At 71.3% G+C, this 25114-nt stretch carries 26 protein-coding genes; 7 read left to right on the top strand and 19 right to left on the bottom strand.

Features of this window, described 5'->3' with window-relative positions; all coding sequences use genetic code 11:
- Window positions 1–5 precede the first annotated feature (5 nt).
- From VAB18032_RS23375 to VAB18032_RS23385, 3 genes are all read left to right on the top strand, one after another.
- On the top strand, window positions 6–794 hold the full coding sequence (locus tag VAB18032_RS23375) for an enoyl-CoA hydratase-related protein (protein ID WP_013735398.1): 789 nt from the start codon (window positions 6–8) through the stop codon (window positions 792–794).
- Window positions 795–915: 121 nt separating this feature from the next.
- Complete coding sequence (locus VAB18032_RS23380) at window positions 916–1779, top strand: hypothetical protein (RefSeq protein ID WP_043721689.1); 864 nt, start codon at window positions 916–918, stop codon at window positions 1777–1779.
- A 218-nt stretch (window positions 1780–1997) separates the two neighbouring features.
- Complete coding sequence (locus VAB18032_RS23385) at window positions 1998–2903, top strand: phytanoyl-CoA dioxygenase family protein (RefSeq protein WP_013735400.1); 906 nt, start codon at window positions 1998–2000, stop codon at window positions 2901–2903.
- Between the two features lie 182 nt (window positions 2904–3085).
- Here VAB18032_RS23385 and VAB18032_RS23390 read toward each other — a convergent pair whose 3' ends face one another.
- The 3 genes from VAB18032_RS23390 to VAB18032_RS23400 all read right to left on the bottom strand — a co-directional run bounded on the left by VAB18032_RS23390 (window position 3086) and on the right by VAB18032_RS23400 (window position 6102).
- A complete protein-coding gene (locus VAB18032_RS23390) occupies window positions 3086–3373 on the bottom strand; it encodes a GlsB/YeaQ/YmgE family stress response membrane protein (RefSeq protein ID WP_013735401.1) in 288 nt (95 codons plus the stop codon).
- Between the two features lie 223 nt (window positions 3374–3596).
- Entirely contained in the window at window positions 3597–5474 is a 1878-nt protein-coding gene (gene lepA, locus VAB18032_RS23395) for a translation elongation factor 4 (RefSeq protein WP_013735402.1), read from the bottom strand.
- Window positions 5475–5568: 94 nt separating this feature from the next.
- The gene (locus VAB18032_RS23400; protein ID WP_013735403.1) at window positions 5569–6102 is read right to left on the bottom strand and encodes a DUF4240 domain-containing protein; all 534 of its coding nucleotides are present in this window, start codon (window positions 6100–6102) and stop codon (window positions 5569–5571) included.
- A gap of 155 nt (window positions 6103–6257) precedes the next feature.
- Here VAB18032_RS23400 and VAB18032_RS23405 point away from each other — a divergent pair, with 155 nt between their 5' ends.
- Complete coding sequence (locus VAB18032_RS23405; protein WP_148272337.1) at window positions 6258–7244, top strand: phosphotransferase family protein; 987 nt, start codon at window positions 6258–6260, stop codon at window positions 7242–7244.
- A gap of 123 nt (window positions 7245–7367) precedes the next feature.
- Window positions 7368–7634 carry a 30S ribosomal protein S20 gene (gene rpsT / locus VAB18032_RS23410; protein ID WP_013735405.1) on the top strand — a complete coding sequence of 89 codons (267 nt, stop codon included), beginning with the start codon at window positions 7368–7370 and terminating at the stop codon, window positions 7632–7634.
- A 132-nt stretch (window positions 7635–7766) separates the two neighbouring features.
- Here the strand turns inward: rpsT and VAB18032_RS23415 are convergent, their stop codons facing one another.
- The 10 genes from VAB18032_RS23415 to pepN form a co-directional block, all read right to left on the bottom strand.
- A complete protein-coding gene (locus VAB18032_RS23415) occupies window positions 7767–8222 on the bottom strand; it encodes a hypothetical protein (protein ID WP_013735406.1) in 456 nt (151 codons plus the stop codon).
- Entirely contained in the window at window positions 8219–9199 is a 981-nt protein-coding gene (gene holA, locus VAB18032_RS23420) for a DNA polymerase III subunit delta (RefSeq protein WP_043721697.1), read from the bottom strand. Before holA ends, VAB18032_RS23415 begins: the two co-directional genes overlap by 4 nt.
- Before the next feature lie 146 nt (window positions 9200–9345).
- Entirely contained in the window at window positions 9346–11703 is a 2358-nt protein-coding gene (locus VAB18032_RS23425) for a ComEC/Rec2 family competence protein (RefSeq protein ID WP_043725497.1), read from the bottom strand.
- 113 nt (window positions 11704–11816) lie between these two features.
- Window positions 11817–12617: a ComEA family DNA-binding protein gene (locus VAB18032_RS23430; protein ID WP_081476193.1), complete on the bottom strand. Its 801-nt coding sequence runs from the start codon at window positions 12615–12617 to the stop codon at window positions 11817–11819.
- A gap of 457 nt (window positions 12618–13074) precedes the next feature.
- The gene (locus tag VAB18032_RS23435) at window positions 13075–13842 is read right to left on the bottom strand and encodes an SDR family NAD(P)-dependent oxidoreductase (RefSeq protein WP_013735410.1); all 768 of its coding nucleotides are present in this window, start codon (window positions 13840–13842) and stop codon (window positions 13075–13077) included.
- Window positions 13843–13861: 19 nt separating this feature from the next.
- Window positions 13862–14710 carry a DegV family protein gene (locus tag VAB18032_RS23440; protein WP_043725501.1) on the bottom strand — a complete coding sequence of 283 codons (849 nt, stop codon included), beginning with the start codon at window positions 14708–14710 and terminating at the stop codon, window positions 13862–13864.
- Between the two features lie 163 nt (window positions 14711–14873).
- Window positions 14874–15500, bottom strand: a complete 627-nt coding sequence (locus tag VAB18032_RS23445; RefSeq protein ID WP_013735412.1) for a histidine phosphatase family protein — start codon at window positions 15498–15500, stop codon at window positions 14874–14876.
- On the bottom strand, window positions 15497–15901 hold the full coding sequence (gene rsfS / locus VAB18032_RS23450) for a ribosome silencing factor (RefSeq protein WP_013735413.1): 405 nt from the start codon (window positions 15899–15901) through the stop codon (window positions 15497–15499). The genes VAB18032_RS23445 and rsfS overlap by 4 nt, the downstream gene beginning before the upstream one ends.
- A 109-nt stretch (window positions 15902–16010) precedes the next feature.
- Window positions 16011–16607: a nicotinate-nucleotide adenylyltransferase gene (gene nadD / locus VAB18032_RS23455; protein WP_043721701.1), complete on the bottom strand. Its 597-nt coding sequence runs from the start codon at window positions 16605–16607 to the stop codon at window positions 16011–16013.
- Window positions 16608–16679: 72 nt separating this feature from the next.
- Window positions 16680–19193 carry an aminopeptidase N gene (gene pepN, locus VAB18032_RS23460; protein WP_013735415.1) on the bottom strand — a complete coding sequence of 838 codons (2514 nt, stop codon included), beginning with the start codon at window positions 19191–19193 and terminating at the stop codon, window positions 16680–16682.
- 65 nt (window positions 19194–19258) lie between these two features.
- On the opposite strand from pepN, the gene VAB18032_RS23465 reads away from it, so the two are divergent.
- On the top strand, window positions 19259–19477 hold the full coding sequence (locus tag VAB18032_RS23465; protein WP_012014682.1) for a DUF397 domain-containing protein: 219 nt from the start codon (window positions 19259–19261) through the stop codon (window positions 19475–19477).
- Window positions 19478–19540: 63 nt separating this feature from the next.
- On the opposite strand, the gene VAB18032_RS23470 is transcribed toward VAB18032_RS23465, so the two are convergent.
- The 3 genes from VAB18032_RS23470 to VAB18032_RS23480 form a co-directional block, all read right to left on the bottom strand.
- Window positions 19541–19927: a hypothetical protein gene (locus tag VAB18032_RS23470; protein ID WP_013735416.1), complete on the bottom strand. Its 387-nt coding sequence runs from the start codon at window positions 19925–19927 to the stop codon at window positions 19541–19543.
- A gap of 232 nt (window positions 19928–20159) precedes the next feature.
- Complete coding sequence (locus VAB18032_RS23475) at window positions 20160–21332, bottom strand: zinc-dependent alcohol dehydrogenase (RefSeq protein WP_013735417.1); 1173 nt, start codon at window positions 21330–21332, stop codon at window positions 20160–20162.
- Window positions 21329–21967: an SRPBCC family protein gene (locus VAB18032_RS23480; RefSeq protein ID WP_013735418.1), complete on the bottom strand. Its 639-nt coding sequence runs from the start codon at window positions 21965–21967 to the stop codon at window positions 21329–21331. Before VAB18032_RS23480 ends, VAB18032_RS23475 begins: the two co-directional genes overlap by 4 nt.
- A gap of 253 nt (window positions 21968–22220) precedes the next feature.
- Here VAB18032_RS23480 and VAB18032_RS23485 point away from each other — a divergent pair, with 253 nt between their 5' ends.
- The gene (locus tag VAB18032_RS23485) at window positions 22221–22697 is read left to right on the top strand and encodes a DUF4383 domain-containing protein (RefSeq protein WP_013735419.1); all 477 of its coding nucleotides are present in this window, start codon (window positions 22221–22223) and stop codon (window positions 22695–22697) included.
- Between the two features lie 24 nt (window positions 22698–22721).
- Here the strand turns inward: VAB18032_RS23485 and obgE are convergent, their stop codons facing one another.
- The 3 genes from obgE to rplU all read right to left on the bottom strand — a co-directional run bounded on the left by obgE (window position 22722) and on the right by rplU (window position 24877).
- The gene (gene obgE / locus VAB18032_RS23490) at window positions 22722–24206 is read right to left on the bottom strand and encodes a GTPase ObgE (RefSeq protein ID WP_013735420.1); all 1485 of its coding nucleotides are present in this window, start codon (window positions 24204–24206) and stop codon (window positions 22722–22724) included.
- A gap of 90 nt (window positions 24207–24296) precedes the next feature.
- On the bottom strand, window positions 24297–24551 hold the full coding sequence (rpmA, locus tag VAB18032_RS23495; RefSeq protein WP_013735421.1) for a 50S ribosomal protein L27: 255 nt from the start codon (window positions 24549–24551) through the stop codon (window positions 24297–24299).
- Between the two features lie 11 nt (window positions 24552–24562).
- Window positions 24563–24877 (bottom strand): 50S ribosomal protein L21, encoded by a 315-nt coding sequence (gene rplU / locus VAB18032_RS23500; protein WP_013735422.1) that lies wholly within the window; start codon window positions 24875–24877, stop codon window positions 24563–24565.
- Window positions 24878–25114 lie beyond the last annotated feature (237 nt).

The following is a 25114-nucleotide window of genomic DNA, read 5'->3' on the forward strand; positions in this document are numbered from 1 at the left end:
CTCCCATGACCTCTCCCGACGCGCTGGTACGGGTCACCACGGCCCGCGGAGTGAGCACCCTCACCCTGGACAGCCCACACAACCGCAACGCCCTCTCCACGCCGTTGATGACCCAACTGCTGGCCGGGCTGGACGCCGCGGTCGCCGACGACACGGTCCGGGTGATCGTGCTGGACCACACCGGCCCGGTCTTCTGTTCCGGGGCGGACCTGAAGGAGACGGCGGCGGCGTACGCCAGCGGGACGGTGCCCGCCGGGATGCTGGGTGACGTGCTCGCGGCGGTCCGGCAGTGCCCGAAGCCGGTGCTGGCCCGGGTCGCCGGCCCGGCCCGAGCCGGTGGTCTGGGCCTGATCGCGGCGGCCGACCTGGCGATCTGCGCCGCCGAGGCCACCTTCGCCTTCACCGAGGTACGCATCGGGGTGATCCCGGCGGTGATCTCGGCGACCGTGCTGCCCCGGCTGCATCCCCGGGCGGCGGCCGAGCTGTACCTGACCGGCGACACCTTCGACGGCCGGCGGGCGGCGCAGATCGGTCTGGTCACCGCCGCGGTGCCGACCGACGAGTTGGACGGCGCGGTGCAGCGCTACCTCGACTCGCTGGTGCGGGGCGCCCCGACGGCGCTGGCCGGGGCGAAGGAACTGCTGCGCCGTCCGCCCGCCACCGACCTGCGCGCCGAACTTGCGGAGCTGGGCACCCTGTCCACCCGCTACTTCCTGTCCGGCGACGGCATCGAGGGGGTCACCGCGTTCCGGGAGAAGCGTCCGCCGCGCTGGGTCGCCGAACTCGACAGGTGAGGATCGGCCGCCATCGGGGAACTTCCGTCCCGACGCGGATCGCGCGCTCGCGGTGGAACTGGACGGACGACCCAGGTCGGGCGCTGAGGGACGTACGCTTTCGGCGGACGTCGTACGGGAGGTGTGGGTGCGAACTCGGGTGGTCGTGGGCGGTTTCCTGGTCGTCGTGCTGGTCGCCGTGATCGGCATCGTGCTCGGCATGCGGCAGGTGGGAGAGCGACTACGGCTGCCCTTGGCCAGCCGGGCCTGCACCGTGCAGGCCGACGGGAAGGTGACCCTGGACGCTCACCAGATGGCCAATGCGGCGACCATCGCGGCCATCGGCATCCAGCACGAGCTTCCCGACCGGGCCGTGGTGGTGGCGCTCGCCACCGCCTACCAGGAGTCCGGGCTGCGCAACCTGGCCGGCGGGGACCGCGACTCGGTAGGCCTGTTCCAGCAGCGGCCGAGCCAGGGTTGGGGCAGTCCCGAGGAGATCCGTGACCCCCGGTACGCGGCCGACCGGTTCTACGCCGCCCTGAAGAAGGTGCGCGGCTGGCAGGACATGCGGGTCACCGACGCGGCGCAGAAGGTGCAGCGGTCCGCCTTCCCGGAGGCGTACGAGAAGTGGGCCGACGAGTCGGAGGTGCTCACCCGCGCGCTGCTCGGCCACGCCACGGGTGCGGTGGTCTGCACCTTCGGCGACGATCCGGCGATGCGGGGCGAGGCTGCCGCCACCGCGCTGACCCAGGGTCTCAACCTCGACTGGGGGTTGACCGGCTCGGCGACCACGGCGCATCTGACCGGGCTCACGGTCACGGCGGCGAACCAACTCGATGGCTGGCGGTACGCGCACTGGCTGGTCGCCCACGCCAACGATCACGGAGTGAAGCGGGTGCGCTTCGGCGACCTGGAGTGGACCAACCGGGGTGGTTCGTGGAGCCGGGTCGGTGACGGTTCGCGGGAGCATGCCGAGGTCGTCGCCGAGGTCTTCGCGGACGCCTGACAGACCCCGATCTCCTTACCCGCAGTAACCGCAAAAACCGGCATTCCGCCATTAATGGCCCGGCATCGCCACTCTGAGTGACTAGCGGTAGTCGCTCAGCTGCGCTGCGTCGTCATCATCGCAGGGATCGATGCGGGCGGTCCGACAGCCGGTGCGATCGCGCGTTACGATCGGCCACCTGTGCCAGAAATGGTTTCACCTCTTGGGGAGGGTACGACGTGGCTTTCGACTACGGCGACCGCACCGGCTATGAACCGATCAGTGACGTCGACCGCAAGGAGTTCCACGAGCAGGGATTTCTCCTGCTGCGCAACGTCCTGACCGAGGACCACCGGGCCGCCCTCGAAGCCGCGGTCGACCGGGTGTACGCCGAGGAGGAGGCCAAGGGCAAGACCACCAAGGACGGCACCCTGCACCTGCTGGGCTTCCTTGAGCGCGACGAGCTCTTCGGCGACCTGCTCACCCACCCGATCGCCTTCCCGTACATGTGGGGCCTGGCCGGGTGGAACATCTACAGCCACCACAACCACCTCGACGTGACTCCTCCGGCGCTGGAGCCGGAGAAGCCGTACTGGGGGTGGCACCAGGACGGGTACCGGCAGAACTCCGACCCGGAGACGATGGACCCGAACCTGCCCCGGCCGATGTTCTCGCTGAAGGTCGCCTACGTGCTCTCCGACCTGTCGGAGACCGGCCGCGGCGCCACCAAGGTCATCCCGGGCAGCCACCTGTGGAACTCGCTGCCGCGTCCGGCGGACACCACGGTGCACAACCCGGACCCGGAGGGCACCGTCGAGATCACCGCCAACCCGGGCGACGCCTTCATCTTCGACCGCCGCCAGTGGCACTCGCGGTCGACGAACCTGTCGAACATCACCCGCAAGATGCTCTTCGTCGGCTACACCTACCGGTGGATCCGTCCCCTCGACGAGCTGCACATCGACAAGAACGGCGAGTGGTGGAACAACCGCACGCCGGTGCAGCGCCAGCTCTGCGGTGAGGGCACCCACACCGCGAACTACTGGGGCATCAACTGGGACGGCTACATCGACGACGAGATCCCGCTGCGCAAGGAACTCAAGCAGCGCGGCCTGCTCAACCGCAACATCCCCTGGCTCCGCTGAGGTGTAAGGAAGGGCCCCTTATTAACGCCTCGCGTACTAAAAGGTGCCCTTCTTAACACCCGGCAGCACCTCGCGGCACACACCGCCGCACCGGCGCTGATGAGAGCAACGCGGGTGGCGAAGCGCACGGCAAAGAAAGGCACCCGACCTGAATGGTCGGGTGCCTTTCTCGTGATCAGCGGTTACCGGTGGGTGACGCCCCGGCGACTGCGGCCGACCCCGGCGACCAGCGCGACCGCGATGGCGGCCAGCAGCACCTGGAGCATCAGCTCCCGCCAGTCGATGCCGGCGGTCTCGGCGAAGCCGGAGGCGCGGGCGATCACGGTACCGAGCAGCGCGGCACCGACACCGATGAGCATGTGCAGCCAGATCGGCATGGGCTGACGGCCCGGCACCACCAGGCGGCCCAGTGCGCCGACGATCAGACCGACGATCAGCGCGGTGATGATGCCCCAGACGGTGAGCTCCATGGTCGCTCTCCTTCACAAAAGACGATCCACATTTGTGGTTTTCCTGTCGTGACCGCCTAATGCCCGACCCGCGAAGAACTCAAACCGACCTATGCCGGTCGACAGTCCACCGGTCTCACCGCCCTGCCCGTACCCGTGGGTCAACACGGTTTCGCCGCAATGGCGGTCACCGGATTGCCTGGTGACCGCCATTGCGGCGAAACGACTACCGCACCCGAGGGGGCTACTTCTTGCCGGTGGGCTTCCCGTCCCCGGAGTCGGAGGAGAGCGCGGCGATGAAGGCCTCCTGCGGGACCTCCACCCGGCCCACCATCTTCATCCGCTTCTTGCCTTCCTTCTGCTTCTCCAGCAGCTTGCGCTTGCGGCTGATGTCACCGCCGTAGCACTTGGCGAGCACGTCCTTGCGGATCGCCCGGATGGTCTCCCGGGCGATGACCCGGCTGCCGATGGCGGCCTGGATCGGCACCTCGAACTGCTGGCGCGGGATCAGGTTGCGCAGCTTCGCGGCGATCGTGGTGCCGTAGGCGTACGCCTTGTCCTTGTGCACGATGGCACTGAACGCGTCCACCGGCTCGCCGTGCAGCAGGATGTCGACCTTCACCAGGTCGGACGCCTGCTCGTCGGTGGGCTCGTAGTCCAGCGAGGCGTAGCCCTTGGTGCGGCTCTTGAGCTGGTCGAAGAAGTCGAAGATGATCTCCGCCAGCGGCAGCGTGTAGCGCAGCTCCACCCGGTCGGCGGAGAGATACTCCATGCCGAGCAGGCTGCCCCGACGGCTCTGGCACAGCTCCATCACCGCACCGACGTAGTCGTTCGGGGTCAGCACACTGGCCCGCACCGTCGGCTCGTACACCTCGGCGATCTTGCCCGTGGGGTACTCGCTCGGGTTGGTGACCACGACCTCCTGGCCGTCCTCAGAGATGGCCCGGTAGACCACGTTCGGCGCGGTGGAGATCAGATCCAGGTTGAACTCCCGCTCCAGCCGCTCGCCGATGATCTCCAGGTGCAACAGGCCGAGAAAGCCGCAGCGGAACCCGAAGCCGAGCGCACCGGAGGTCTCCGGCTCGTAGGTCAGCGCGGCGTCGTTGAGCTTGAGCTTGTCCAGTGCGTCGCGCAGGGCCGGGTAGTCCGAGCCGTCGATCGGGTAGAGGCCCGAGTAGACCATCGGCTTCGGGTCCTTGTAGCCGCCGAGCGGCTCGGCCGCCGGGCGCCCGTTGATGGTGACCGTGTCACCGACCCGGGACTGGCGGACGTCCTTCACACCGGTGATCAGGTAGCCGACCTCGCCGACGCCGAGCGCATCGGACTTCACCATCTCCGGCGAGATGACGCCGATCTCCAGCAACTCGTGCACCGCGCCGGTGGACATCATCTTGATCCGGTCGCGGGCGCTGATCCGCCCGTCGATCACCCGGACATAGGTGACCACGCCCCGGTAGACGTCGTACACCGAGTCGAAGATCATCGCGCGGGCCGGCGCGTCGGCGTCACCGACCGGCGGGACGAACTGCCGGACGATCTCGTCGAGCAGGTACGGCACACCCTCACCGGTCTTGCCGGAGACCTTGATGCAGTCCGCCGGGTCACCGCCGATCAGGTGGGCGAGTTCCTCGGCGTACTTCTCCGGCTGGGCGGCCGGCAGGTCGATCTTGTTGAGCACCGGGATGATGTGCAGGTCGTTCTCGAGGGCGAGGTAGAGGTTCGCCAGGGTCTGCGCCTCGATGCCCTGGGCGGCGTCGACCAGCAGGATCGCACCCTCGCAGGCGGCCAGGGAGCGGGACACCTCGTAGGTGAAGTCCACGTGCCCCGGAGTGTCGATCATGTTGAGCACGGCCTGCTCGCCGGCCCGCTCACCATCGCGGATGGTCCACGGCATGCGTACGGCCTGGCTCTTGATGGTGATGCCGCGCTCGCGCTCGATGTCCATCCGGTCGAGGTACTGCGCACGCATCTGCCGAGGGTCGACCACTCCGGTGAGCTGCAACATCCGGTCGGCCAGGGTCGACTTCCCATGGTCGATGTGGGCGATGATGCAGAAGTTCCTGATCCGCGCCGGGTCGGTGGCACCAGGAGCGTTCGCGCCGGTATCGAGCGTCGGTGGCACAGCGGTCCGTTCTGGTCGGCTGACGTGAGCAGGCCGGCTCGTGCCGGCCCCCTCTATGCTCCCACGTCCCCGCCGCGCGTCGGCCGGGCGTCCGTCACTCCTGCGGCGGCTCCACGAAGAGGGCCGCGAGCTTGGGCAACCGACGCCGGGCCTCGTCGGCGTCGTCGAAGTCCCAGAAGTCGTTCAGGTCGGGCACCGGCGGCGATTCCCGGTCGGTGGGGAGTTCGGTCGCGGTCGCCTTGCGGTACGCGTCCCACGGCACCGCCAGCATGTCCTCGCACTCGAACTCCTCGCCGCTGAGCGAGGCGGACCGCACGCGCGGCAGGTCGGCCAGCGAGTCCGGACCGGCCACCGCACGGGCGAAGACCTCCCGGCCCTGGGTCATCAGCCAGCCCCGGAAGTACTCGAAGCCGTCGTCGGAGGCACCGCCGTTGATCAGGTACGCCGCACCCCAGAGGTCGACCCGATAGGAGGCGGTGAGGACACGCCGCTGGTGGCGGGCGTACCCGATGATCTCCTCGGGATCGCGGGCGGCGAGCAGCGCGACCGCCCGAGCGGCGATGGCGTCCGGCTCTCCCCCACCGGACCGGGCGCTGTCGATCAACTGCCAGAACTCGTCGGTCCTCATGGCCTGGCAGTCTGGCAGACGCCGCGACCACCACCGCACGGCACGCGCGGTGATGGTCGCCCTTGCGTGGTCGCTCCCCGGACGCGCTGGCCGGTCGCGCCGTGCCCCTCGGCAGCCGGGCGCGCGGTGGCGCTGCCACCGGGCAGCATGGTGGGGTGAGCAACCCGCCTGCGTCGCCCGTGTCGTACCACGCCACCGCCCAGCGGCCCGGCTGGGCGGCCCTGCCGGCGGCGGTCCGGGCCGCGTTGTCGGCCCGCCTCGGCGCGCCGGTGGTCGAGGCCCGGGTCGCCACCGCCGGCTTCACCCGGGGTTTCGCCGCAGTGCTGCGCACCGCCGACGGCGGCAGCGCGTTCGTCAAGGCCGCGGCCCACGCCGAGCAGCCACACCTGGTCGACTGGTACGCCCGGGAGGCCGCGATCCTCACCCGGCTACCCGCCGGGCTGCCCGTTCCGCGACTGCGCTGGACGCTGTGGGAGGCGGGCTGGTACGCGCTCTGCCTGGACCCGGTCGACGGGCACACACCCCGGCTGCCGTGGGATCCGGCGGAGTTGGACGCCACGCTCGCCGGGTTCGTCGACATCGCCGCCGCGCTCGCCGAGCCGCCGGCCGACCTCGCCGAACTCGGGCTGCCCCGCCTCGCCGACCTGGCCCGCGAGGACATCCTCTGGTGGGGTGAGGTGGCCGCCGGCCGGGAACCGACACCGCCGCTACCCGCACCGGTGGCGGGCCGGCTGGCCGAACTGGTCGCGCTGGAGTCGAAACTGCCCGGGTACGCCGCCGAGGCGACCGGTCTGACCCATGGTGACCTGCGGGTGGACAACATCCTGATCGGCACTGACGCGACCGCCTGGTTCTGCGACTGGACCTGGCTGTGTCACGGGCCGGCCTGGTTCGACCTGGCCGGACTACTGATCACCGGGTACGCCAGCGGCCTGGACGTGGACAGCCGTTTCGCCACCCACCCGGCCGCCGCCGACGCGCCGGCCGACGCGCTGGACGTGACGCTGGCCGCCCTGGCCGGCTACCACCTGACGGCCGCCGCCTCGCCCCCACCGACGGCGTCGGCCCAGCTACCCGCCCACCAGCGGTGGACCGGCGAGCAGGCCCTGGCCTGGTTGGCCCGCCGCCAGGCGTGGACCTGACTGGTCGGGTGCCGTTTTGGCTCGTCCGAGCCGACCTGGTAACCTGGCTCTTCGCGCAGCGATGACGCATGCTCGTCGCGCGCACAAGCTGACCAACCCGAGCTATCAAGACGAGGCTGTCGCGTGGCGAACATCAAGTCCCAGATCAAGCGCAACCGGCAGAACGAGAAGCGCCGGCTGCGTAACAAGTCGGTCAAGTCGTCGCTGAAGACCGCCATCCGCAAGTTCCACGAGGCTGCTGAGGCCGGTGACACCGAGAAGGCCACCGTGCTCATGCAGGAGGCCTCCCGCAAGCTGGACAAGGCGGCCAGCAAGGGCGTCATCCACGCCAACCAGGCGGCGAACCGTAAGTCGGCGATCGCCAAGCGCGTGGCGTCGCTCGCCTCCTGAGCCAGCGACCGCTGACCTGACGTAAGCCCCGGGGCACTGCCCTGGGGCTTACTCTCGTCGTCTACCGCTCTCGTCGTCCACCCGCCGACTGGCTGCGGCTTGCTCTCTTCCACCCCGTCGACCGGCCGGGGCTTACTCTCGCCTGCCTGCTGACCGGCCGGACGCTGCCCCGGTGTCGCTGGTCGGCTCGACGCCGTCCGCCGGCCCGACCCGGACCACCACACCGGGCACGCTGTGCGGCAGCCAGTCGACCTGGGCCCGCCCCACGACCGGTTCCATCTGCCGCCGGAACCGGTCGCGTTCCTGCTCGGGCACGGCGGCCGCCGAACGGACCACCACCGCGGCCACCAGGTCGTTGAGCTTGACCATGACGGCCACCGCCGTCGGCAGCACCACGATCGCCCACCACTTGACCAGTTCGGCGAGGACGAGCAGGGTCGCCAACGCGATCGCACCCTCGAAGAACAGGAAGCAGAGCACCCCACCCGGATTGACGAAACGCAGCCTCAGCGCCCGGGCGTAGAACGGGCGGTACCGCTGCTCGTCCGCCGGGATCGTGGCCCACGAGCCACGGGAGGCTCCGCTCATCTGCTGCCGTCCCGCCGCGCGGCGGCCACTGAGAAGACGGCCCGTTCCAGCGCGTACGCCCGGTCGTCCGAGCCGCCCTTGACCGCCGCGTTGCACTCGGCCGCCGCCTGCATCGCCTGAACCAGCCCCTCGGGCGTCCAGCCACGTGCCTGCCGCTGGGCCCGTTCGACCTTCCACGGCGGCATGCCCAGGCTGCTCGCCAACTGGTACGGGCTGCCCCTCCCGGCGGAGGCGACCCGGGCGACTGTCCGGATCCCGTCGGCGAGCGCGTCGGCGATCGGCACCGGGTCCACTCCGACGTGCAGGGCCCACCGCAGCGCCTCCAGCGCACCCGGCAGGTCACCGACCATGGTGGCGTCGGCCACGGTGAAGCCACTCACCTCCACCCGGCCCCGGTAGTAGCGGGCCACGGTGTCGGCGCCGATCCGACCGTCGGTGTCGGCGATCAGCTGTGCGCAGGCCGCAGCGAGCTCCCGCAGGTCGTTGCCGACCGCGGCGATCAACGCCTCGGCGGCGTCGTCGGTGCACCGCCCGCCGGCCCGGCGGAACTCGTCCCGGACGAAGGCCACCCGGTCACGGTGCCCCTTCAGCTTGGCTGCCGGCATGATGTGGGCACCGGCCGCCTTCAGCCCGTCGGCGAACGCCTTGCCCTTGGCCGCACCGAGATGCTGCACGATCAGCTGCACGTCCGGGTCGGGATGCTTCGCGTACGCCAGCAGGGCCGCGACCAGGTCCTTGCGGGCGTCCTGACCGGAACGCAGCACCAGCACCCGGCGACCACCGAACAGCGACGGGCTGAGCATCTCGTCGATCTCGCCGACGCTGAGCTGACCAGCCTGGTATTCGCGGACATCGACGTCCGGGTCGGCGGCCCGGGCGGCGGCGACGGTTTCGGCCACCGCACGCGTGGCGAGCAGCTCCTCGTCACCGAGGACGAGCACAATAGGAGCGGCACTGGCGGCGGTCACGCCGCCCATATTCGCACGCTCAGCGGCCCGGTCCAGTCCGGTCGGCCGCACCGCACGGGCAGACCCCGCACACAGCGCAAATCCAGACATATATCTAATTTGCCGCCAATCTCCATAAAATTGGGGTCTATTTCCTGGTCGGTAGTGAACCTGCTTCACGAGGTGGACCGGCTCAGATCGACACCGCCCAGCACCACTGCCAGCCCGGACGCGTCGAGCACCACCGCCACGTCCCCGTCGACGTCGGTACGCAGCACCCGCGCCCCGCCTCGGGACAACCGGGCCAGCAGCGCGTCGCTCGGATGCCCGTAGGTGTTGCCCGCACCCACCGGCACCAGAGCGACCGCCGGTGCGATCGCGTCCAGGAAGGCTGCGTCCTGGAAGGCGCTGCCATGGTGGGCAACCTTCAGCACGTCGGCCCGCAGCCGGTGTGCGGGCAACCGTTCCCGCAGTGCCTGCTGCTCCTCGGTCTCCGCGTCGCCGGTGAGCATGATCCGCACCCCCGCCACCGTGGCGAGCAACACCAGCGAGTTGTTGTTCGGATCCGACCGGGTTCCCCGCATCGGGTAGGGCGGGCCGACGACGAAAAGGTCGACCGCCCCGGCCTGGTACCGCCATCCGGCGGCAACAGGCACCACCCGGGTGCCGTGGGTGGCGGCGGTGTCGTGGACCTGGTTCCGCCCGGTTGCCGGCTCCGGCCACTGCGGAGTCGACACCAGGTCGACCCGCCGCCCCCGGAACACCCCCGCCACCCCCGCGGTGTGGTCGGCGTGGAAGTGGCTGACCACCAGCAACGGCACCCTGCGCACGTCGAGCCGGCGCAGGCAGGCGTCCGCCGCCCCCGGATCCGGGCCGGTGTCGACGACGACCGCCCGCCCGGGCGCCACCGGCAACACCACCGTGTCACCCTGACCGACAGCGCAGACCGCGATGACCCAGCCCTTCGGCGGCCAGCCCGGCGCGATCACCCGCACCGGCACGGTGCCGAGCATCACGGCGACCGTGCCCACCGCGACCAGGCGGCGCACCACCGGCCGCCGGGCGGCGACCAACAGGGCCACGGTCAGCGCCGCCAGCAGCAGCGCCCCGGTCACCCCGCCCGGCCAGGGCAGGTTCCCCATCGGCATGCGTGCGCCGTACCGGGCGACCAGCACCAACCACCACGCCGGCCAGTGCGCCAACCAGGCAGCCATCTCGGCGCCGAACGGCCAGACCGGCGACACCGTCGCGGCCACCACACCGAGCACGGTGGCCGGGGCGATCGCCGGCACCACGAGGAGGTTCGCCGGCACCGCGACCAGGCTGACGGTGCCCGACAGACCGGCGATCACCGGTGAACAGGCCAACTGCGCGGCAGCCGGCACCGCCAGCGCCTCGGCCGCCCCCGGAGGTACGCCCCGCCGCCGCAGCCCGTCACGCCACCGTGGCGCGAGCAGCAACAGACCACCGGTGGCCATCACCGACAACGCAAAGCCGGGATCCCCGGCCAGATCCGGGTCGACCAGCACCAGCACCGCCACGGCAGCGGCCAGCGCCGGTACCGCCGCTCGGGGGCGGCCGGCGGCCAGCGCGGCGAGCCCGATCGCACCCATGGTGGCTGCCCGAACCACACTCGGCGAGGGACGCACCAGGATCACGAAGCCCACCAGAGCCAGCCCGCAGAGCACGGCGGCCAGGGTGGGGCCGGCTCGCGCCCAGCGGGCCACCAGCAACACCGCCCCGGCGATGATCGCGACATTGGAACCGGATACCGCATTGAGATGCGTCATTCCCGTGGCGCGGAAGTCCTCCTCGACCGCGTCGGGCAGCCGGCTCGTGTCGCCGACCACCAGCCCGGGCAGCAGGCCACCGGGCTCGTCCGGCAACGACGCACACGCCTGCTGCAGACCGGCACGCAGCCGACCGGCGGCCCGCTGCAGCGCCGAGGGTGCCCCGAGCCGGTCCGGCGGGCCGGCGGCGAGCAGTACGGCGGCGGTCAGGTCACCACCGCGCGGTTCGGTCAGCCGCCCCTCGGCGGTGAGCCGTTGCCCGGGCAGCAGTTGCCGCCAGGCCGGATCATCGGTGAGCACCAGCACGCGGGCCGGTACGGCCACCCGCTGCCCCGCCGGGCCGGTGACGTTCACCAGTTTGGCCCGTACCAGCAGGGTGGGCGGGCGGCCCACGATGCCGCCGCGTACCGGTCGTGGATCGTCCCGGACGACCAGTTCGGCGGTGACCTGTGCCCGGTCGTCGACAAGTGCGCGGATCGGTTCGGCGTCGCGTACGGCCAACCGGGCCGAGGTCGCGGCGCCGCCGCAGACCACGCCGATCAGTACCGAGACCACGATCCAGCCGTAGCGGCGTGCGATCGTGCCGGGACGGCCTGCCACCCCGATCAGGTGCAGTGCCACCAGCACGGCCAGACCGGCCGCGACGGCGGCCACCAGCAGCGCCCGCCCGGCGTCGACGTGCAGCCCCGCCAGGGCGGTCAGCCACGCTGCCACGGCCAGCCCGGCCAGCCGGAGATCGGGGATCTGGGCACCGTCCAGGCCGGCGATCGCCCCGGCCGCTCCGAAGGTGCCGTCGCCCGAGCGCACCAGCCCGGCCGGCGCCGAGGTACGCCGGGATGTGGGTGCCCCGTCCGTCGTCACACCGTCACCAGGTCTTTGAGTTCCTCGTACCGTGCGTCGCCGATGCCGTTGACCTGGCGCAGGTCGCTGACGGACCGGAAGCCGCCATGCTCGTCGCGGTGCTCGATGATGCGTCGGGCCAGCACCGGCCCGACGCCGGGCAGTGTTTCCAGTTGGGACTGACTCGCAGTGTTGAGGTTGAGCCGCCCACCCGGGTCCGCGCCCGCCGCCGGGCCGGCACCTGGCGCAGCCCCCACCGCCGGGGTGGCCGCCGCCACGCCAACCAGGATCAACTCGCCGTCGGCGACCTTGCGGGCCGGGTTGAGCATGGCCACGTCCACTCCGGGCAACGCTCCGCCGGCCGCCTCGACGGCATCGGCGACCCGCGCACCGGCCGGCAGTCGCACCAGCCCGGGACGCCGGACCTTGCCCGCCACCGCGACCACCACCTCGCCGGTCGCCCCGTCGGCCCCCTCGTCTCCCGGCTCGTTTCCCCGGTTGCCGGACGGGACCGTCGTGGGGGCACCGGTCACCGCGCTCACCGGTTCGACCTGGGGTCGGGATCGCCAGGTCCAGCCGGCGGCACCGAGCACCACCAGGACCGCCACCACGGCCAGCGCCCGAACCCCCCGCCGACCCGGATCGAACGCCCCCGGCCCCGGCAACCGCGACGCCGACACGACCTCGGCCGCGTCGGGCCCGGACTGCGAATCGGACGACTCCGGCCCGACCGACGGCCCCGGATCAGCCGACCCCGGCCCGACCGACGGCTCCACATCGCTCCACCCCGGCCCCGCCAACCGGCCCGACCCGGCCATAGAAGGTCCGTCCACAGGCGGCTCGACCGACGGCTCCACGTCAGCCCACCCCGGCCCCGCCAATCGGGCAGGCCCGGCCACGGTCGGCCCGCCCACGGTCGGCGGGAGGGGGTTCCGGCCGACGGTGGTGGGGCGGACGGGTAGCGGTACCGTCGGCCAATCCAGCGGCGTGGAGGCCGTCACCGACGCCGGACGAGGGTCGCGCAGGGAGAACTCGGGCAGGCCTGAGTCCTCGGATTCCGGCTCGGCCGCAGGTGCGCCGGGAACCGCCGGTACGTCAGCAGCGCGTTCGGCCGCGCCGGGCATGAGTCGCCACAGGCGCGCCCGTACCGCCGTCTCCTCGTCGTTGGACACCGCGCGAGGCTAGGACGATCGGGACGGCGCCCGTTGGTCCCGAACGCTTCGCTGTGGACAACCAGCGCCCTGTGGACAACGCCCTGATCATGCCCTCGATGTGCTAGGCCGACTCCGGGTCGAGGCCGAGCACGCTGCGCCCACCGTCGACCGGCAGGATCACGCCGTTGACGAAGCCGGCGGCCGGCGACAGCAGGTATGCCACCGCACTCGCCACATCCTGCGGCTGTCCGATCCGGCCCACCGGGTGCAGCCGGGCCAACTCGGCCTCGATCCGCTGCACCTCACCGGCGTCCTGGCCGGCGAGGAACGCCTCGTGCCGCTCGGTCGTCACCGAACCCAGCGCGACCGCGTTGGCCCGGACGCCGTACCGGCCGTACTCGACCGCGAGCGCCCGGGTCAGTCCTTCCACGGCGGCCTTCGCGGTGGCGTACGGCAGGCAGCCCGGCACCGGACGGCTCGCCTGGTGGGACGAGACGTTCACGATGGCGCCGGGCGTCGCGGCGGCGAGGAAACGCCGTACGGCGGTGGCCGCCCCGACCACGGCAGGCCGCAGGTTGCGCGTGATCAGGTCGAGCACCTCGCCCACCGGGGCGTCATGTACGGAGGCGTCCCGGAACACCGCGGCGTTGTTCACCCACCCGGTGAGCGGCTGGTGCCGTTCCGCCAGGTCGGCGGCCCGGCCTGTGACCGCCTCGTCGGCGGCGTCGCCCACCACGGCGGTCAGGCGGTCCGCGTGGGGATGTCGGGAAACCCAGGACACCACGTCGGCGTCCCGCTCGATCACCACCACGGTCTCACCGCCGGCGAGCAGGTGCTCGACGATCCCCCGCCCGATCCCCCGCCCGCCGCCGGTCACCACACAGGACATCCGCCACCTCGCTCACGCTTCACGGTCGTCGGTGGATCACCACGCAGGCCAGCCCGGGGCCGACGTGGGCGGCGACGGCCGCACCGGCCTCGGTGACGTACGTGTCGTGCAGTCGGTCGCCGAGCCGAGCCGTCAGCGCACCGAGCAGATCCTCGGCGCGTTGCGGCGCGGCGAGGTGGTGCACGGCGAGATCCACCTGTGCGTCGCCGGCCGCCTCGACGGCCAGGTCGACCAGGCGCGCCACCCCTCGGCTGGCGGTACGCACCTTGTCCTTCAGCACGATGCCGCCGTCGGGCATGTGCAGGATCGGTTTGACCGACAGTGCCGTGCCGAGCAGTGCCTCGGCCGCGTTGATCCGGCCGCCTCGGCGCAGCAACTCCAGCGTGTCGACGTAGAAGAAGGTGGCGGTACGCCCCGCCGCGTCGACGGCCGCGGCGCGTACGCCTGCCAGGTCGGCGCCCTGGGCGGCGGCCCGGGCCGCGGCGAGGTTCGCAAAGCCGAGGCCCATGCCGCAGGATCGGCTGTCCACCACCGTCACCTGCCCGCCGAACTGGGCCGCCGCCAACTCGGCGGCCTCGACGGTGCCGGAGAGCGCGGCCGACAGATGCACCGAGACGATCCCTTCCGCGCCGGCCTCCAGCAGGCTGCGGTAGGTGCGGGTGAACTGTTCGGGTGACGGGCGGGAGGTGCTCACCGAGATCCGTCGCGCGCTCAGGGCCCGGGTGGCGTCGGCGGGAAAGACCTGCACTCCCTCCAGCCCTTCGACGCCGTTGAGCACCACGGTCAGCGGCACCACGGTCAGTCGGTGCGCCAGCACCAGTTCGGGTGGCAGATAGGTGGTGGAGTCGGTCACGACCGCGACGGGCATGCCGGCACCGTAGCGGATCACCCCTGCCACCACCCCCACCGGTTCAACCCCCAAACCCACCCTGGGCCCCGAACCATCTGGTTGACCAAGAGGTTTGCGTCACCGAACAACGCGACCACGACGCAAACTTCTTGATCAACTACCCAGCCGGGGGCGGCGTGGTTCAGACGGGTTCGGTGGGGGGTGTGGTGATGCGGCCTACGTTGTGGGCGCGCAGGTGCCAGCCCTGTTCGGGGTGGTGGTGCAGTTCGGTCCAGTGGCAGTTGCGTAGGGAGCCGACGGCACGCAGCACGGACTGATCCCAGCCCAGTAGTTGCCCGCAGCCCTGCCGTGCCGCGCCGCCGTGGGTCGCGACGACGATCGTGCCACCGGCCATCTCGTCGGCGATCTCGTGCAGGGCAGCGCCCATCCGCTTGCCCAACTCGTCGAGGGGTTCGACGTCCGCGCCGGGTGCCGGGTCACCGGCTCGCCAACGGGCATACTCGTCGGGGAACTGTGCGGCGACCTCGGCGAGCAGCAGCCCCTGCCAGCGGCCGAAGTGGCGTTCCCGCAGCCGGGCGTCGGAGCGTACCGGCAGGCCGGTGAGCGCGGCCAGCGCGGCGGCGGTGTCCGCCGCGCGGCTCAGGTCGCTGGCGACGATCGCGTCCGGACGCAGTGCCGCGAGCAACGGCGCGGCCTCGCGGGCCTGCTCACGGCCGAGATCGTTGAGGGGGATGTCGGTCTGCCCCTGCACCCGGCTGGCGGCGTTCCAGTCGGTGTTGCCGTGCCGCCAGATGAGCAGCCGGGTCACTCGCCCGATCCGGCGGCGGCCTCGACGCGAGCCAGGTCCCGGTCGACGAACGGGATGGTCGGGCAGTCCTTCCAGAGCCGATCGAGGGCGTAGAACTCGCGCTCCTCGGTGTGCTGGACGTGCACCACGATGTCGACGTAGTCGAGCAGCACCCAGCGCCCGCCGCGCTCGCCCTCGCGCCGAATCGGCTTTGCCTTCTCCGGCAGGTTGAGCAGGGCTTCCTCGATGGCGTCGACGATGGCCAGCACCTGCCGCTCGTTCGACGCCGCGGCGAGCACGAACGCGTCGGTGATGGCGAGCTGGTCACCCACGTCGATGATGACGATGTCCTGAGCCTTCTTGTCCGCCGCCGCCTGGGCTGCGGCGATCGCCAGCTCGTGAGCGCGCTCGGAAACTGTCACCGTTCTCCTTCGATCAACCGTGCGATACCCAAGCCTCTCACACGGCCCGCGAGTGCGACCCGCCAGCTTCAGCCCGGAATCGGCATTATCTATCGCATAAGTGGACGTATCACTGCTGATAGAGACGCCGCTTTGCGATGTACTGCACCACACCGTCCGGCACCAGATACCAGACCGGCTCACCGCGGGCGACCCGCGCCCGACAATCGGTGGAGGATATCGCCATCGCCGGCACCTGGACCAGGCTGACCGTGTCGGCGGGCAGGTGAGCGTCGGACAATGCGAATCCCGGTCGGGTCACCCCGATGAAGTGGGCGAGTTCGAAGATCTCGTCAAGGTTCTTCCAGCTCAGGATGCGTTCCAGCGCGTCCGCGCCGGTGATGAAGAACAGCTGCGCCTTGGGGCCGTACATCGCGTGCAGGTCCCGCAGCGTGTCGACGGTGTAGGTCGGGCCGCCACGGTCGATGTCCACCCGACTGACCTGAAAGCGTGGATTGGAGGCGGTGGCGACCACGGTCATGAGGTAACGGTCCTCGGCCGAGCTGACCGGAAGATCCGCCTTCTGCCACGGTTCGCCGGTCGGCACGAAAATCACTTCGTCCAGCCCGAACCGGTCCGCGACCTCACTGGCGGCCACCAGGTGCCCGTGATGGATCGGATCGAACGTGCCGCCCATGATCCCGATCCGCCGGTTGTCTTCCGTCACCCCATGATCGTAGTCCGAGCCGACCTCATTTCAGGCCGGGCATGACGGAGAGCTCACGTCCCGCCACGCAGATCAGGCAGTCGTGGCAGCCACCGCCGTCCGCGCGACCAGGGCACGGCGCAGGTCGTCGTCGGCGTCGGTGATCACCCGGCGCAGGCCGGGCGTGAGGTCGTCCCGGGACAGCAGCGCCGCGGCCGCCTCCCGGGTGGGCTGCGCCACCGCGTAGCGGGGGAAGGCAAGCTTCGCCACCTCGTCGGCCACCCAGGGCGTACGCAGCCGCGCCATGGCCGGCATGTCGGCGAAGTAGCGCGGCACGTACTCGGCGGTCAGCTCGGCCTGCTCGGGCTGCCAGAAGCCGGCTGCGGTCGCCTCGATCAGCCGGTTGGAGACCGTGGTGTCGGCCACGATCATCTGCCATGCGGCCTGTTTGGCCGCCGGATCCGGCAGCGCGGCTCGGTACCGCGCGGCATGCTCGGCACCTGCCGCGCTCCGGTCGGCCGTCGCCTCCGCCTCGATCTCGGCCGCACCCGCCGCACCGAGCACCACCAGCCGACCGAGGATCTTCCAACGCAACTCGGTGTCGATCGCCAGGCCGTCCGGGACACCTCGGCCGCCGAGCCAGCCGGTGAGCAGGGCGGCGTCGATGGTCGCGGCGATCCGGCCCCGCGCCGCGGCCAGCTGCATGGACCCGCCGGCGGGAGCGGTGTCGAGCATCCGGCGGCAGGCTTCGTCGATCACCGCCAGGGCGGTCGGCCGCATCGACGGATCGAGGTAACGGTCGACAAGCGAACGGCTCAGGGCCAGCACGTCCTCGGTGATGATCACCTCGGTCTCGGTGGGCAGCGCCTGTCCGATCAGCTCCACCACCGCCATGACCGGCCGCTCACCGTCGGTCGCCGCGTCCAGCGCCTCGCCCCACAGCAGAGCGCGGGCCAACGGATCGGCCAGCCGGGGAAGCAGCAGCGGCACCGCATCGACCGAGGCGGAATCGAGACGGATCTTGGCGAAGGTGAGGTCGCCGTCGTTGGGCAGCAGGACGGCCGACGCCGGCTCACCGGTCAACCGGTCGAGCACCGTCCGGCCACCGTCGGTGCTCGGATCCAGGTCGACCTCGAAGCGGTCGGCGCTGCCGTCGACGGCGTACCGCCCCACGCCGATGCGGTGCGGACGCAGCACCGGATGCGCCGGCGGCGCGGTCTGCAGGACCGCCACCTCCCGGTACCGGCCGTCGGCGTCCAGGGCCACCTCGGCCCGCAACGTGTTGACCTGGGCGGCACGCAACCACGCCTGCGCCCAACCGGCCAGGTCCCGCCCGCTCGCCGAGCCGAGGCTGGCGAGGAGATCGGCCAGGGTGGCGTTGCCGAACCGGTGGCGGGAGAAGTGGTCGTTCAGCCCGGCCAGGAAGGGCTCGTCGCCCAGCCACGCCACCAGTTGCCGCAGCACACTGGCACCCTTGGCGTACGAGATGCCGTCGAAGTTGAGCAGCGCCTCTGCCGCGTCGGACAGCTCGTCCGGAGCCACCGGATGGGTCGAGGGACGCTGGTCCGCCGCGTACCCCCACGCCTTGCGGCGCATGGCGAACGTCGTCCATGCCTGGTCGAACCGGGTCGCCTCGGCGGTGACCCGGGTGCCGAGGTATTCCGCAAACGACTCGTTGAGCCACAGGTCGTCCCACCACCGCATGGTGACCAGGTTGCCGAACCACATGTGGGCCATCTCGTGGGCGATGGTGGTGGCCCGCAGCTCGCGCTGCGTGTCGGTGACCGCGGATCGGAAGACGTAGTCGTCGCGGAAGGTGACCAGCCCGGGATTCTCCATGGCACCCGCGTTGAACTCCGGCACGAACGCCTGGTCGTACTTGCCGAACGGGTAGCGCTCGTCGAACAGCTGGTGGAACCGGTCGAGGCACTGCCTGGTGACGGTGAAGATCTCCTCGGCGTCGGCGTCCAGGTGCTCGGCCAGGGAACGCCGGCAGTAGATGCCGAGCGGAACGCCGTCGTGCTCGTCGCGGCGGACGTGCCAGGGCCCGGCGATCAGGCTGAACAGGTACGTCGAGATCGGCAGGGTGGGGGCGAACTCCCAACGCCCCGGCCCGGGCTGGGCGGCCAGTTCGGCGTTTGCCGCGACCGTCCAGTGTGGCGGTGCGGTGACCGAGAGAGTCACCGGGGCCTTCAGGTCGGGCTGGTCGAAGGCGGCGAAGATGCGCTGCACGTCGTCCAGGAAGGACATGGCGTAGAGGTAGGTCTCCCCGTCGGCCGGGTCGACGAACCGGTGCAGCCCTTCGCCGGTGTTGGTGTACGCCATCTCCGCCTCGACGGTCAGCGTGTTCTCCTCGGCCAACCCGGTCAGGGCCAGCCGGTTGTCGTCCAGCCCGGCCGGGTCGAGGTCGACGCCGTTGAGGCGTACGGCCAGCAGTTTCGCGGGCTTGACCTCGGCGAAGGTCTCGGTGCCGGTGGCGGTGAACCGGATCGTGACCTGCGACCGGAACCGCTCGCCGCCCCCGGTCAGGTCGAGATCCACGTGGTACGACTCGACGGCGATCGACGCGCCACGCGCGGTCGACTCTGCACGGCTCAGGCTCGGCATCCGCTTATCCTGCCGGATGGGGTCGCATGGAGCGCCCCCACCCACCGACGCTGGAGGACTGGACCATGACAACGCACCCCAAGGGCGACTTCGACCTCTCCCGGGCGGTCTGGCAGCGTGCCGAGGGGGACACCTCCGAGGCCGCCGTGGAGGTCGCCTTCGTCGACGACCTGATCGGCATGCGCAACTCCGCCGAGCCGGACGGCCCGGTGCTGGTGTTCACCCAGGCCGAGTGGGACGCCTTCGTCGCGGGCGCCCAGGACGGTGAGTTCGACCTCGACTGACCGGCGGGACCCACCGCCCCGGTCGGCGGGCCCGACCCCGCCGTGCCGGACCGGGGCGATCCCTCAGACGACATCGCCATCACCCCAACCCAGCCCACCGGGCCCCGGCGCGTGATGGAACCCCGGGTGACCGGCGACGTCGACGCAGCGCTCGCCGTCGGGGCCGACCGCCCCGCAGAACAGCCGCTCGGCCCGCCGCCAGTCCTCGGCCGGGGACACCGCGGACGCGCCGAGCGCCACCTCGGCCCGCAACACGCTCAGCGCCTCCGCGTATCCGACCGCCGTTTCCCGTGCGGTCGCCAGATCAGGCGCGGTGAAGCCGAGGTGCGCGGTGAAGAACCGATCCGGCCGGACCACCCGTCGGGGCGGCCCGATCAGGGGTGGGTCGCCGCCACCACACAGCGCCCCGGCCATCCACCGTCGCCAGTGTGGCGGCCTGTTGTCCCGCATGCGTCCTCCCCCGCGTGCCCGCCGGCCCACCTGCCGCACCCCGCCCCGCCGACGCTCTGCCGCAAGCTTGGCCGGCCGACGCGGTGCGCACCGCCCGGGTGGGCGGCGCCGCCGACGCTGACCGCAGTCAACCAGGAACGTCTGCTCGCGGGAGGGGCCAGCTGGCCCACACCGCCGAATCGACAACGGTCCACCTGGTGACGCCGGGGCCGCAGCCCCGGCGCGTCAGGCCTCAGGCCGGGTGCAACACCGTCCGCAGGCACCCGTCCTGCTTCTTCTCGAAAATCTCGTAGCCGCGGGCGCCCTCCTCCAGCGACATCGGATGGGTGGCCAGGTAAGCGGGGTCGATCTCCCCGGCGGCGAGCCGCTCCAGCAGCATCGGGATGTACCGCTGGGCGTGCATCTGCCCCATCCGCAGCACCAGGGCCTTGTTCATCGCCGCACCCAGCGGGAACTTGTCCACGAAACCCGCGTAGACGCCGACGATGCTGACCGTGCCGCCCTTGCGTGCCGCCAGGATGGCCTGCCGGACCGACGTCGGCCGGTCCAGCTGCGTCCGGGTGGCCTGCTTCGCCCGGTCGTACGCGTACGCCGGGCCGACGTCGTGCGCCTCCATGCCGACCGCCTCGATGCAGGCGTCCGGTCCACGGCCGGCAGTCATCTCACGCAGCGCCTCCAGCACGTCGGTCTCGGCATAGTTGACCGTCTCCACGCCGAGCCGGTCGGCGGCGGTGGACAGCCGTTCCGGCAGCCGGTCCACCATGATGACCCGTTCGGCGCCGAGCAACTGAGCGGCGCGGGCGGCCATCTGACCTACTCCCCCGGCACCCCACACCGCGACCACCTCGCCGCCGGTCAGGCCACAGAAGTCCGCGGCCATCCAACCGGTGGGCAGCGCGTCGGAGGCGAAGACCACGGAGTCGTCCGGTACGCCGTCGGGCACCTTGAAGGCACCGATGTCACCGAACGGCACCCGGACGTACTCGGCGTGGCTGCCGGAGTAGCCGCCGGCGGCGTGCGAGTAGCCGAGGATGCCGGCCGGTGAATGGCCCCACAGCTTCTCGGTGAACACCGGCTGCGGGTTGGAGTTGTCGCACAACGAGTACTGCTCGGTCCGGCAGTACCAGCAGCCGCCGCAGGCCACCACCGAGCCGACCACCACCCGGTCGCCGACAGCGATGCGTCGTACGCCCGGCCCGGTCTCCACCACCTCGCCCATGAACTCGTGGCCGAGAATGTCCCCCTCCCGCATGGCGGGCAGGAACCCGTTGATCAGGTGCAGGTCGGAGCCGCAGACGCTGCTGGCCCGCACCTTGACGATGATGTCCCCGTCCGCGCGTACCGTCGGCTCCGGCACGTCGCGCACCTTCAGCTTGCCGACTCCTTCCCAGCACAGCGCCCTCATGCCCGTCCTCCCGCCGACAGCCGCTCACGCACCTTGTCGGTGGCGCGCTCCTGCATCCGGCCACGACCGGACGGGTCACGTCGGGTTTCGATGATCTGACCGCACTCGATCAGCGACTTCACCCGGCGCAGCGTGTCGCGCAGTCGCAGGTCCGGCTCGTGGTCACCGGCGAGGCCGAGGGCCCGGCGCAGCGGACCGGAGCGGTACCGCAACTCGGCCCGGATCTCGGTGCCCCGGCCCTGCGGTGCGGTCACCAACTTCACCGTGCCCTGCTGTTCGGGCCCGTCGGTGACCTGCCAGCTCAACCGGCCCGGACCGGTGACGGTGATCTCGGCCCGCCACTCGACGCCTGCGCCCGAGTCGTCGAGCGCCACGCACCGCCAGTGTTCGTCGTCGATCCGTTCCAGGGTCGCCCACTCGGCCAGGGCACGGTCGAGCCGTTCCTGGTCGGTCCAGAAGCCGATGACCGCCTCGACCGGCCGGTCGATCGTCACCCCGCGCCGCACCACGTACCAGCCGTCCTGCTTGACAGGCTGGTGCCGATGTCGCCGCCGGGCCACCGCCCGGCCGACGCCGATCGCGGTCACGGTGGCGGCGCCGAGCAGCGCCCACCTCGCGCCGTTGCTTGTCGTCATGTCTCCTCCACTCGGACGTCCGGCGTTGAACCGTCCACCCCGAGCGCTACCCGGACCGCGGCCGACGAAACGACACGTCAGGCGCTTCCAGTCGCCAGGTGCCGGGTCGTGTCTGATTGGTCGTTTCGCTGCGGGAGCACCGCCGGGCTTACGACAATGGAGGACCAACGGGCCAGCGAGATCGCCCGGCACGGTGCCCAGCCTCGCCGCCCCCTCGGCCGCGCGCGTATCCAGATCCACAGGGGTGACATCAATGGCGCATCACGCACGCCGCGGTCGGCCCGGACGTAGCCGCGTCCAACTCGCCGCCCTGGCCGTGGCAGCCCTCTTCCTGGTCCTCGGCGTGGCAGGCTTCATCCCCGGCATCACCACCGGCTACGGCGACATGACCTTCGCCGGGCACCACTCCGGGGCGAAGCTGCTCGGCCTGTTCCAGGTCTCGATCCTGCACAACCTGCTGCATCTCGGCTTCGGCCTGATCGGCCTGCTGCTGGCCCGCCGGCTGGCCGGCGCGCGGATCTTCCTGACCGCCGGCGGGGCCGTCTACCTGGCCCTGTGGCTGTACGGGTGGGCGACCGAGGACGACAGCAGCGCCAACTTCATCCCGGTCAACAGCGCGGACGACTTCCTGCACCTCGGGCTCGGGTTCGGCATGCTGGCCCTGGGCCTGTTGCTGTCCAACAACGTCGGCACCGGCGGTCGGCTCGATGATCCCCTCGACCGCCCCTGATCTTTCGCAGCGGCGGCCGCCGGCCTACTCGGCGTCGTCCGCCTCGATGGCCGCCCTAGCCTCGATGGCCGCCGTAGCCTCGGGTGCCGCCTCCACCTCGTCGGCGGGCCGCTGCCGGCGAGCCTTGCGGGCCGCCAGCCGTTCGGCCGCGCTCGCCCGGGTCGACTTCTCCTCCAGCCGGATGTCACGTCCCCGGGTCCCGGGCGTGAACTCGGCACCCGCGTAGAGGGTCGGCTGCCAGTCGAACTCCCGCTCACCGATGCGGACCAGGTCGCCCGGTTGGGCGCCCGCCCTGGCCAACTGGTCCTCGACACCGAGTCGGGCCAGCCGGTCGGCGAGGTAGCCCACCGCCTCGTCGTTGTCGAAGTTCGTCTGGCGCACCCACCGCTCGGGTCGGACACCCCGTACGGTGTACGAGCCGTCCGGCTCCGCCTCGATGGTGAAGCCGGCGTCGTCGACCGCCTTCGGTCGGAGCACGATCCGGGTCGGCTCGGCCGGCGGCGCCGCAGCACGCGACTGCTCCACCAGCTCCGCCATCGCGTAGGTGAGCTCCTTGAGCCCTTCCCGGGTGGCCGCGGACACCTCGTAGACCCGCAGCCCGCGCGCCTCAAGGTCGGGCCGGACGATGTCGGCCAGGTCCCGCCCGTCGGGCACGTCGATCTTGTTCAACGCGACCAGTCGGGGTCGATCGGCCAGACCGCCGTACTCCGCGAGTTCCGCCTCAATGGTGTCGATGTCGGCCAACGGGTCCCGACCCGGCTCCAGGGTCGCGGTGTCGATGACGTGCACCAGCACGGCGCACCGCTCGATGTGCCGGAGGAACTCCAGCCCGAGGCCCTTGCCGGTGGCCGCGCCGGGGATCAGGCCGGGTACGTCGGCCACGGTGAAGGTGTGGTTGTCGACCCGGACCACACCGAGGTTCGGCACCAGGGTGGTGAACGGGTAGTCGGCGATCTTCGGCTTGGCTGCGGAGATCACCGAGATCAGCGACGACTTGCCGGCCGACGGGAAACCCACCAGGCCGACGTCGGCGACGCTCTTGAGTTCCAGCACCACATCCAGGTGCTCACCCGGCTCGCCCAGCTCGGCGAAACCGGGGGCCTTGCGGCGGGCGTTGGCCAGCGAGGCGTTGCCCCGGCCGCCACGACCACCCCGGGCCACCTCGAAGGTGGTGCCGGCACCCACCATGTCGGCGAGCACGGTGCCGTCCATGGTCTGCACGACCGTCCCGTCGGGCACGGTGAGGACCAGGTCCGCGCCGTTGGCGCCGTCCCGGTTGGAACCGGCACCCCCGCGACCGTTCTGCGCCTTGATGTGCGGGCGGAAGTGGAAGTCGAGCAGCGTGTGCACCTGCGGGTCGACCACCAGGGAGACGCTGCCGCCGTGCCCGCCGTTACCCCCGTCGGGGCCGCCGAACGGCTTGAACTTCTCCCGGTGGATCGAGACACAGCCGTGCCCACCGTCGCCGGCCTGCAGGTGCAGGACGACCCGGTCAACGAACATCGTCACGCCGCAATCCTTCCAGCGGGGAGCAGCCCCGCATCTGAAAAGGCGAAGCGGGCCGGGACATCAGGTCCACGGCCCGCTCACGCCGGAGAGTTACTGCTGCGGCACGATGCTGACGGTCTTGCGACCGCGCTTGCTGCCGAACTGGACCGCACCGGCGGCCAGCGCGAAGAGCGTGTCGTCGCCGCCGCGGCCGACCAGGTCACCGGGGTGGAACTTGGTGCCGCGCTGCCGGACGATGATCTCGCCCGCGCTGACGACCTGACCACCGAAGCGCTTCACGCCGAGCCGCTGGGCCGCGGAGTCCCGGCCGTTACGCGAGCTGGACGCACCCTTTTTGTGAGCCATCTTGAGACGACCTACTTCCCGCTGGAGATGCCGGTCACCTTGACCTGGGTCAGCGGCTGGCGGTGACCCTGGCGCTTGTGGTAGCCGGTCTTGTTCTTGAACTTGTGGATCCGGATCTTCGGGCCCTTGGTGTGTGCGGCGATCTCGCCGGACACCTCGACCTGCGCGAGCTTGGCCGCGTCGGTCACCAGGTCGTCACCGTCGACGAGGAGCACCGCGGCGAGCTTCACCGCGTCGCCGGGAGCACCGACGAGCTTCTCGACCTCGATCACGTCGCCTTCGGCGACCTTGTACTGCTTGCCGCCGGTCTTGACGATCGCGTACATCGGAGGCGCACTCCCTGTCGTTGAGGCTGCTAGCGTCTTTACCCACCGTTGCCGGTCGGTCGTCCCCGCGGCGGCTCGCCGGGTAGCAGAGGCACGGCGGCGCGGGCACGCGAGAACTCGGCACACAAGGGTGCGCCGCAGGCAAGCGTACGCCATGCCTGCCCCGCGCCCCAAACCGCCCCCGCCCCACGCCGGGCCCGGCCCGACCGCCGACCCGCAGCAGCCCCTCCTCGCGGA

The sequence above is a fragment of the Micromonospora maris AB-18-032 genome, assembly GCF_000204155.1.
Lineage (GTDB): Bacteria > Actinomycetota > Actinomycetes > Mycobacteriales > Micromonosporaceae > Micromonospora > Micromonospora gifhornensis.

Excerpts from the sequence above, each read along its gene's own strand:
- VAB18032_RS23475 (WP_013735417.1), bottom strand. The coding sequence starts at position 21,332 with ATGAGGGCGCTGTGCTGGGAAGGAGTCGGCAAGCTGAAGGTGCGCGAC.
- holA (WP_043721697.1), bottom strand. The coding sequence starts at position 9,199 with ATGGGCGGCGTGACCGCCGCCAGTGCCGCTCCTATTGTGCTCGTCCTC.
- VAB18032_RS23390 (WP_013735401.1), bottom strand. The coding sequence starts at position 3,373 with ATGGAGCTCACCGTCTGGGGCATCATCACCGCGCTGATCGTCGGTCTG.
- VAB18032_RS23470 (WP_013735416.1), bottom strand. The coding sequence starts at position 19,927 with ATGCGGGACAACAGGCCGCCACACTGGCGACGGTGGATGGCCGGGGCG.
- VAB18032_RS23400 (WP_013735403.1), bottom strand. The coding sequence starts at position 6,102 with ATGAGGACCGACGAGTTCTGGCAGTTGATCGACAGCGCCCGGTCCGGT.
- VAB18032_RS23440 (WP_043725501.1), bottom strand. The coding sequence starts at position 14,710 with ATGCCCGTCGCGGTCGTGACCGACTCCACCACCTATCTGCCACCCGAA.
- VAB18032_RS23480 (WP_013735418.1), bottom strand. The coding sequence starts at position 21,967 with ATGACGACAAGCAACGGCGCGAGGTGGGCGCTGCTCGGCGCCGCCACC.
- VAB18032_RS23435 (WP_013735410.1), bottom strand. The coding sequence starts at position 13,842 with ATGTCCTGTGTGGTGACCGGCGGCGGGCGGGGGATCGGGCGGGGGATC.
- rplU (WP_013735422.1), bottom strand. The coding sequence starts at position 24,877 with ATGTACGCGATCGTCAAGACCGGCGGCAAGCAGTACAAGGTCGCCGAA.
- VAB18032_RS23485 (WP_013735419.1), top strand. The coding sequence starts at position 22,221 with ATGGCGCATCACGCACGCCGCGGTCGGCCCGGACGTAGCCGCGTCCAA.
- VAB18032_RS23375 (WP_013735398.1), top strand. The coding sequence starts at position 6 with ATGACCTCTCCCGACGCGCTGGTACGGGTCACCACGGCCCGCGGAGTG.
- rpmA (WP_013735421.1), bottom strand. The coding sequence starts at position 24,551 with ATGGCTCACAAAAAGGGTGCGTCCAGCTCGCGTAACGGCCGGGACTCC.
- VAB18032_RS23415 (WP_013735406.1), bottom strand. The coding sequence starts at position 8,222 with ATGAGCGGAGCCTCCCGTGGCTCGTGGGCCACGATCCCGGCGGACGAG.
- pepN (WP_013735415.1), bottom strand. The coding sequence starts at position 19,193 with ATGCCGAGCCTGAGCCGTGCAGAGTCGACCGCGCGTGGCGCGTCGATC.
- VAB18032_RS23430 (WP_081476193.1), bottom strand. The coding sequence starts at position 12,617 with ATGGCCGGGTCGGGCCGGTTGGCGGGGCCGGGGTGGAGCGATGTGGAG.
- VAB18032_RS23465 (WP_012014682.1), top strand. The coding sequence starts at position 19,259 with ATGACAACGCACCCCAAGGGCGACTTCGACCTCTCCCGGGCGGTCTGG.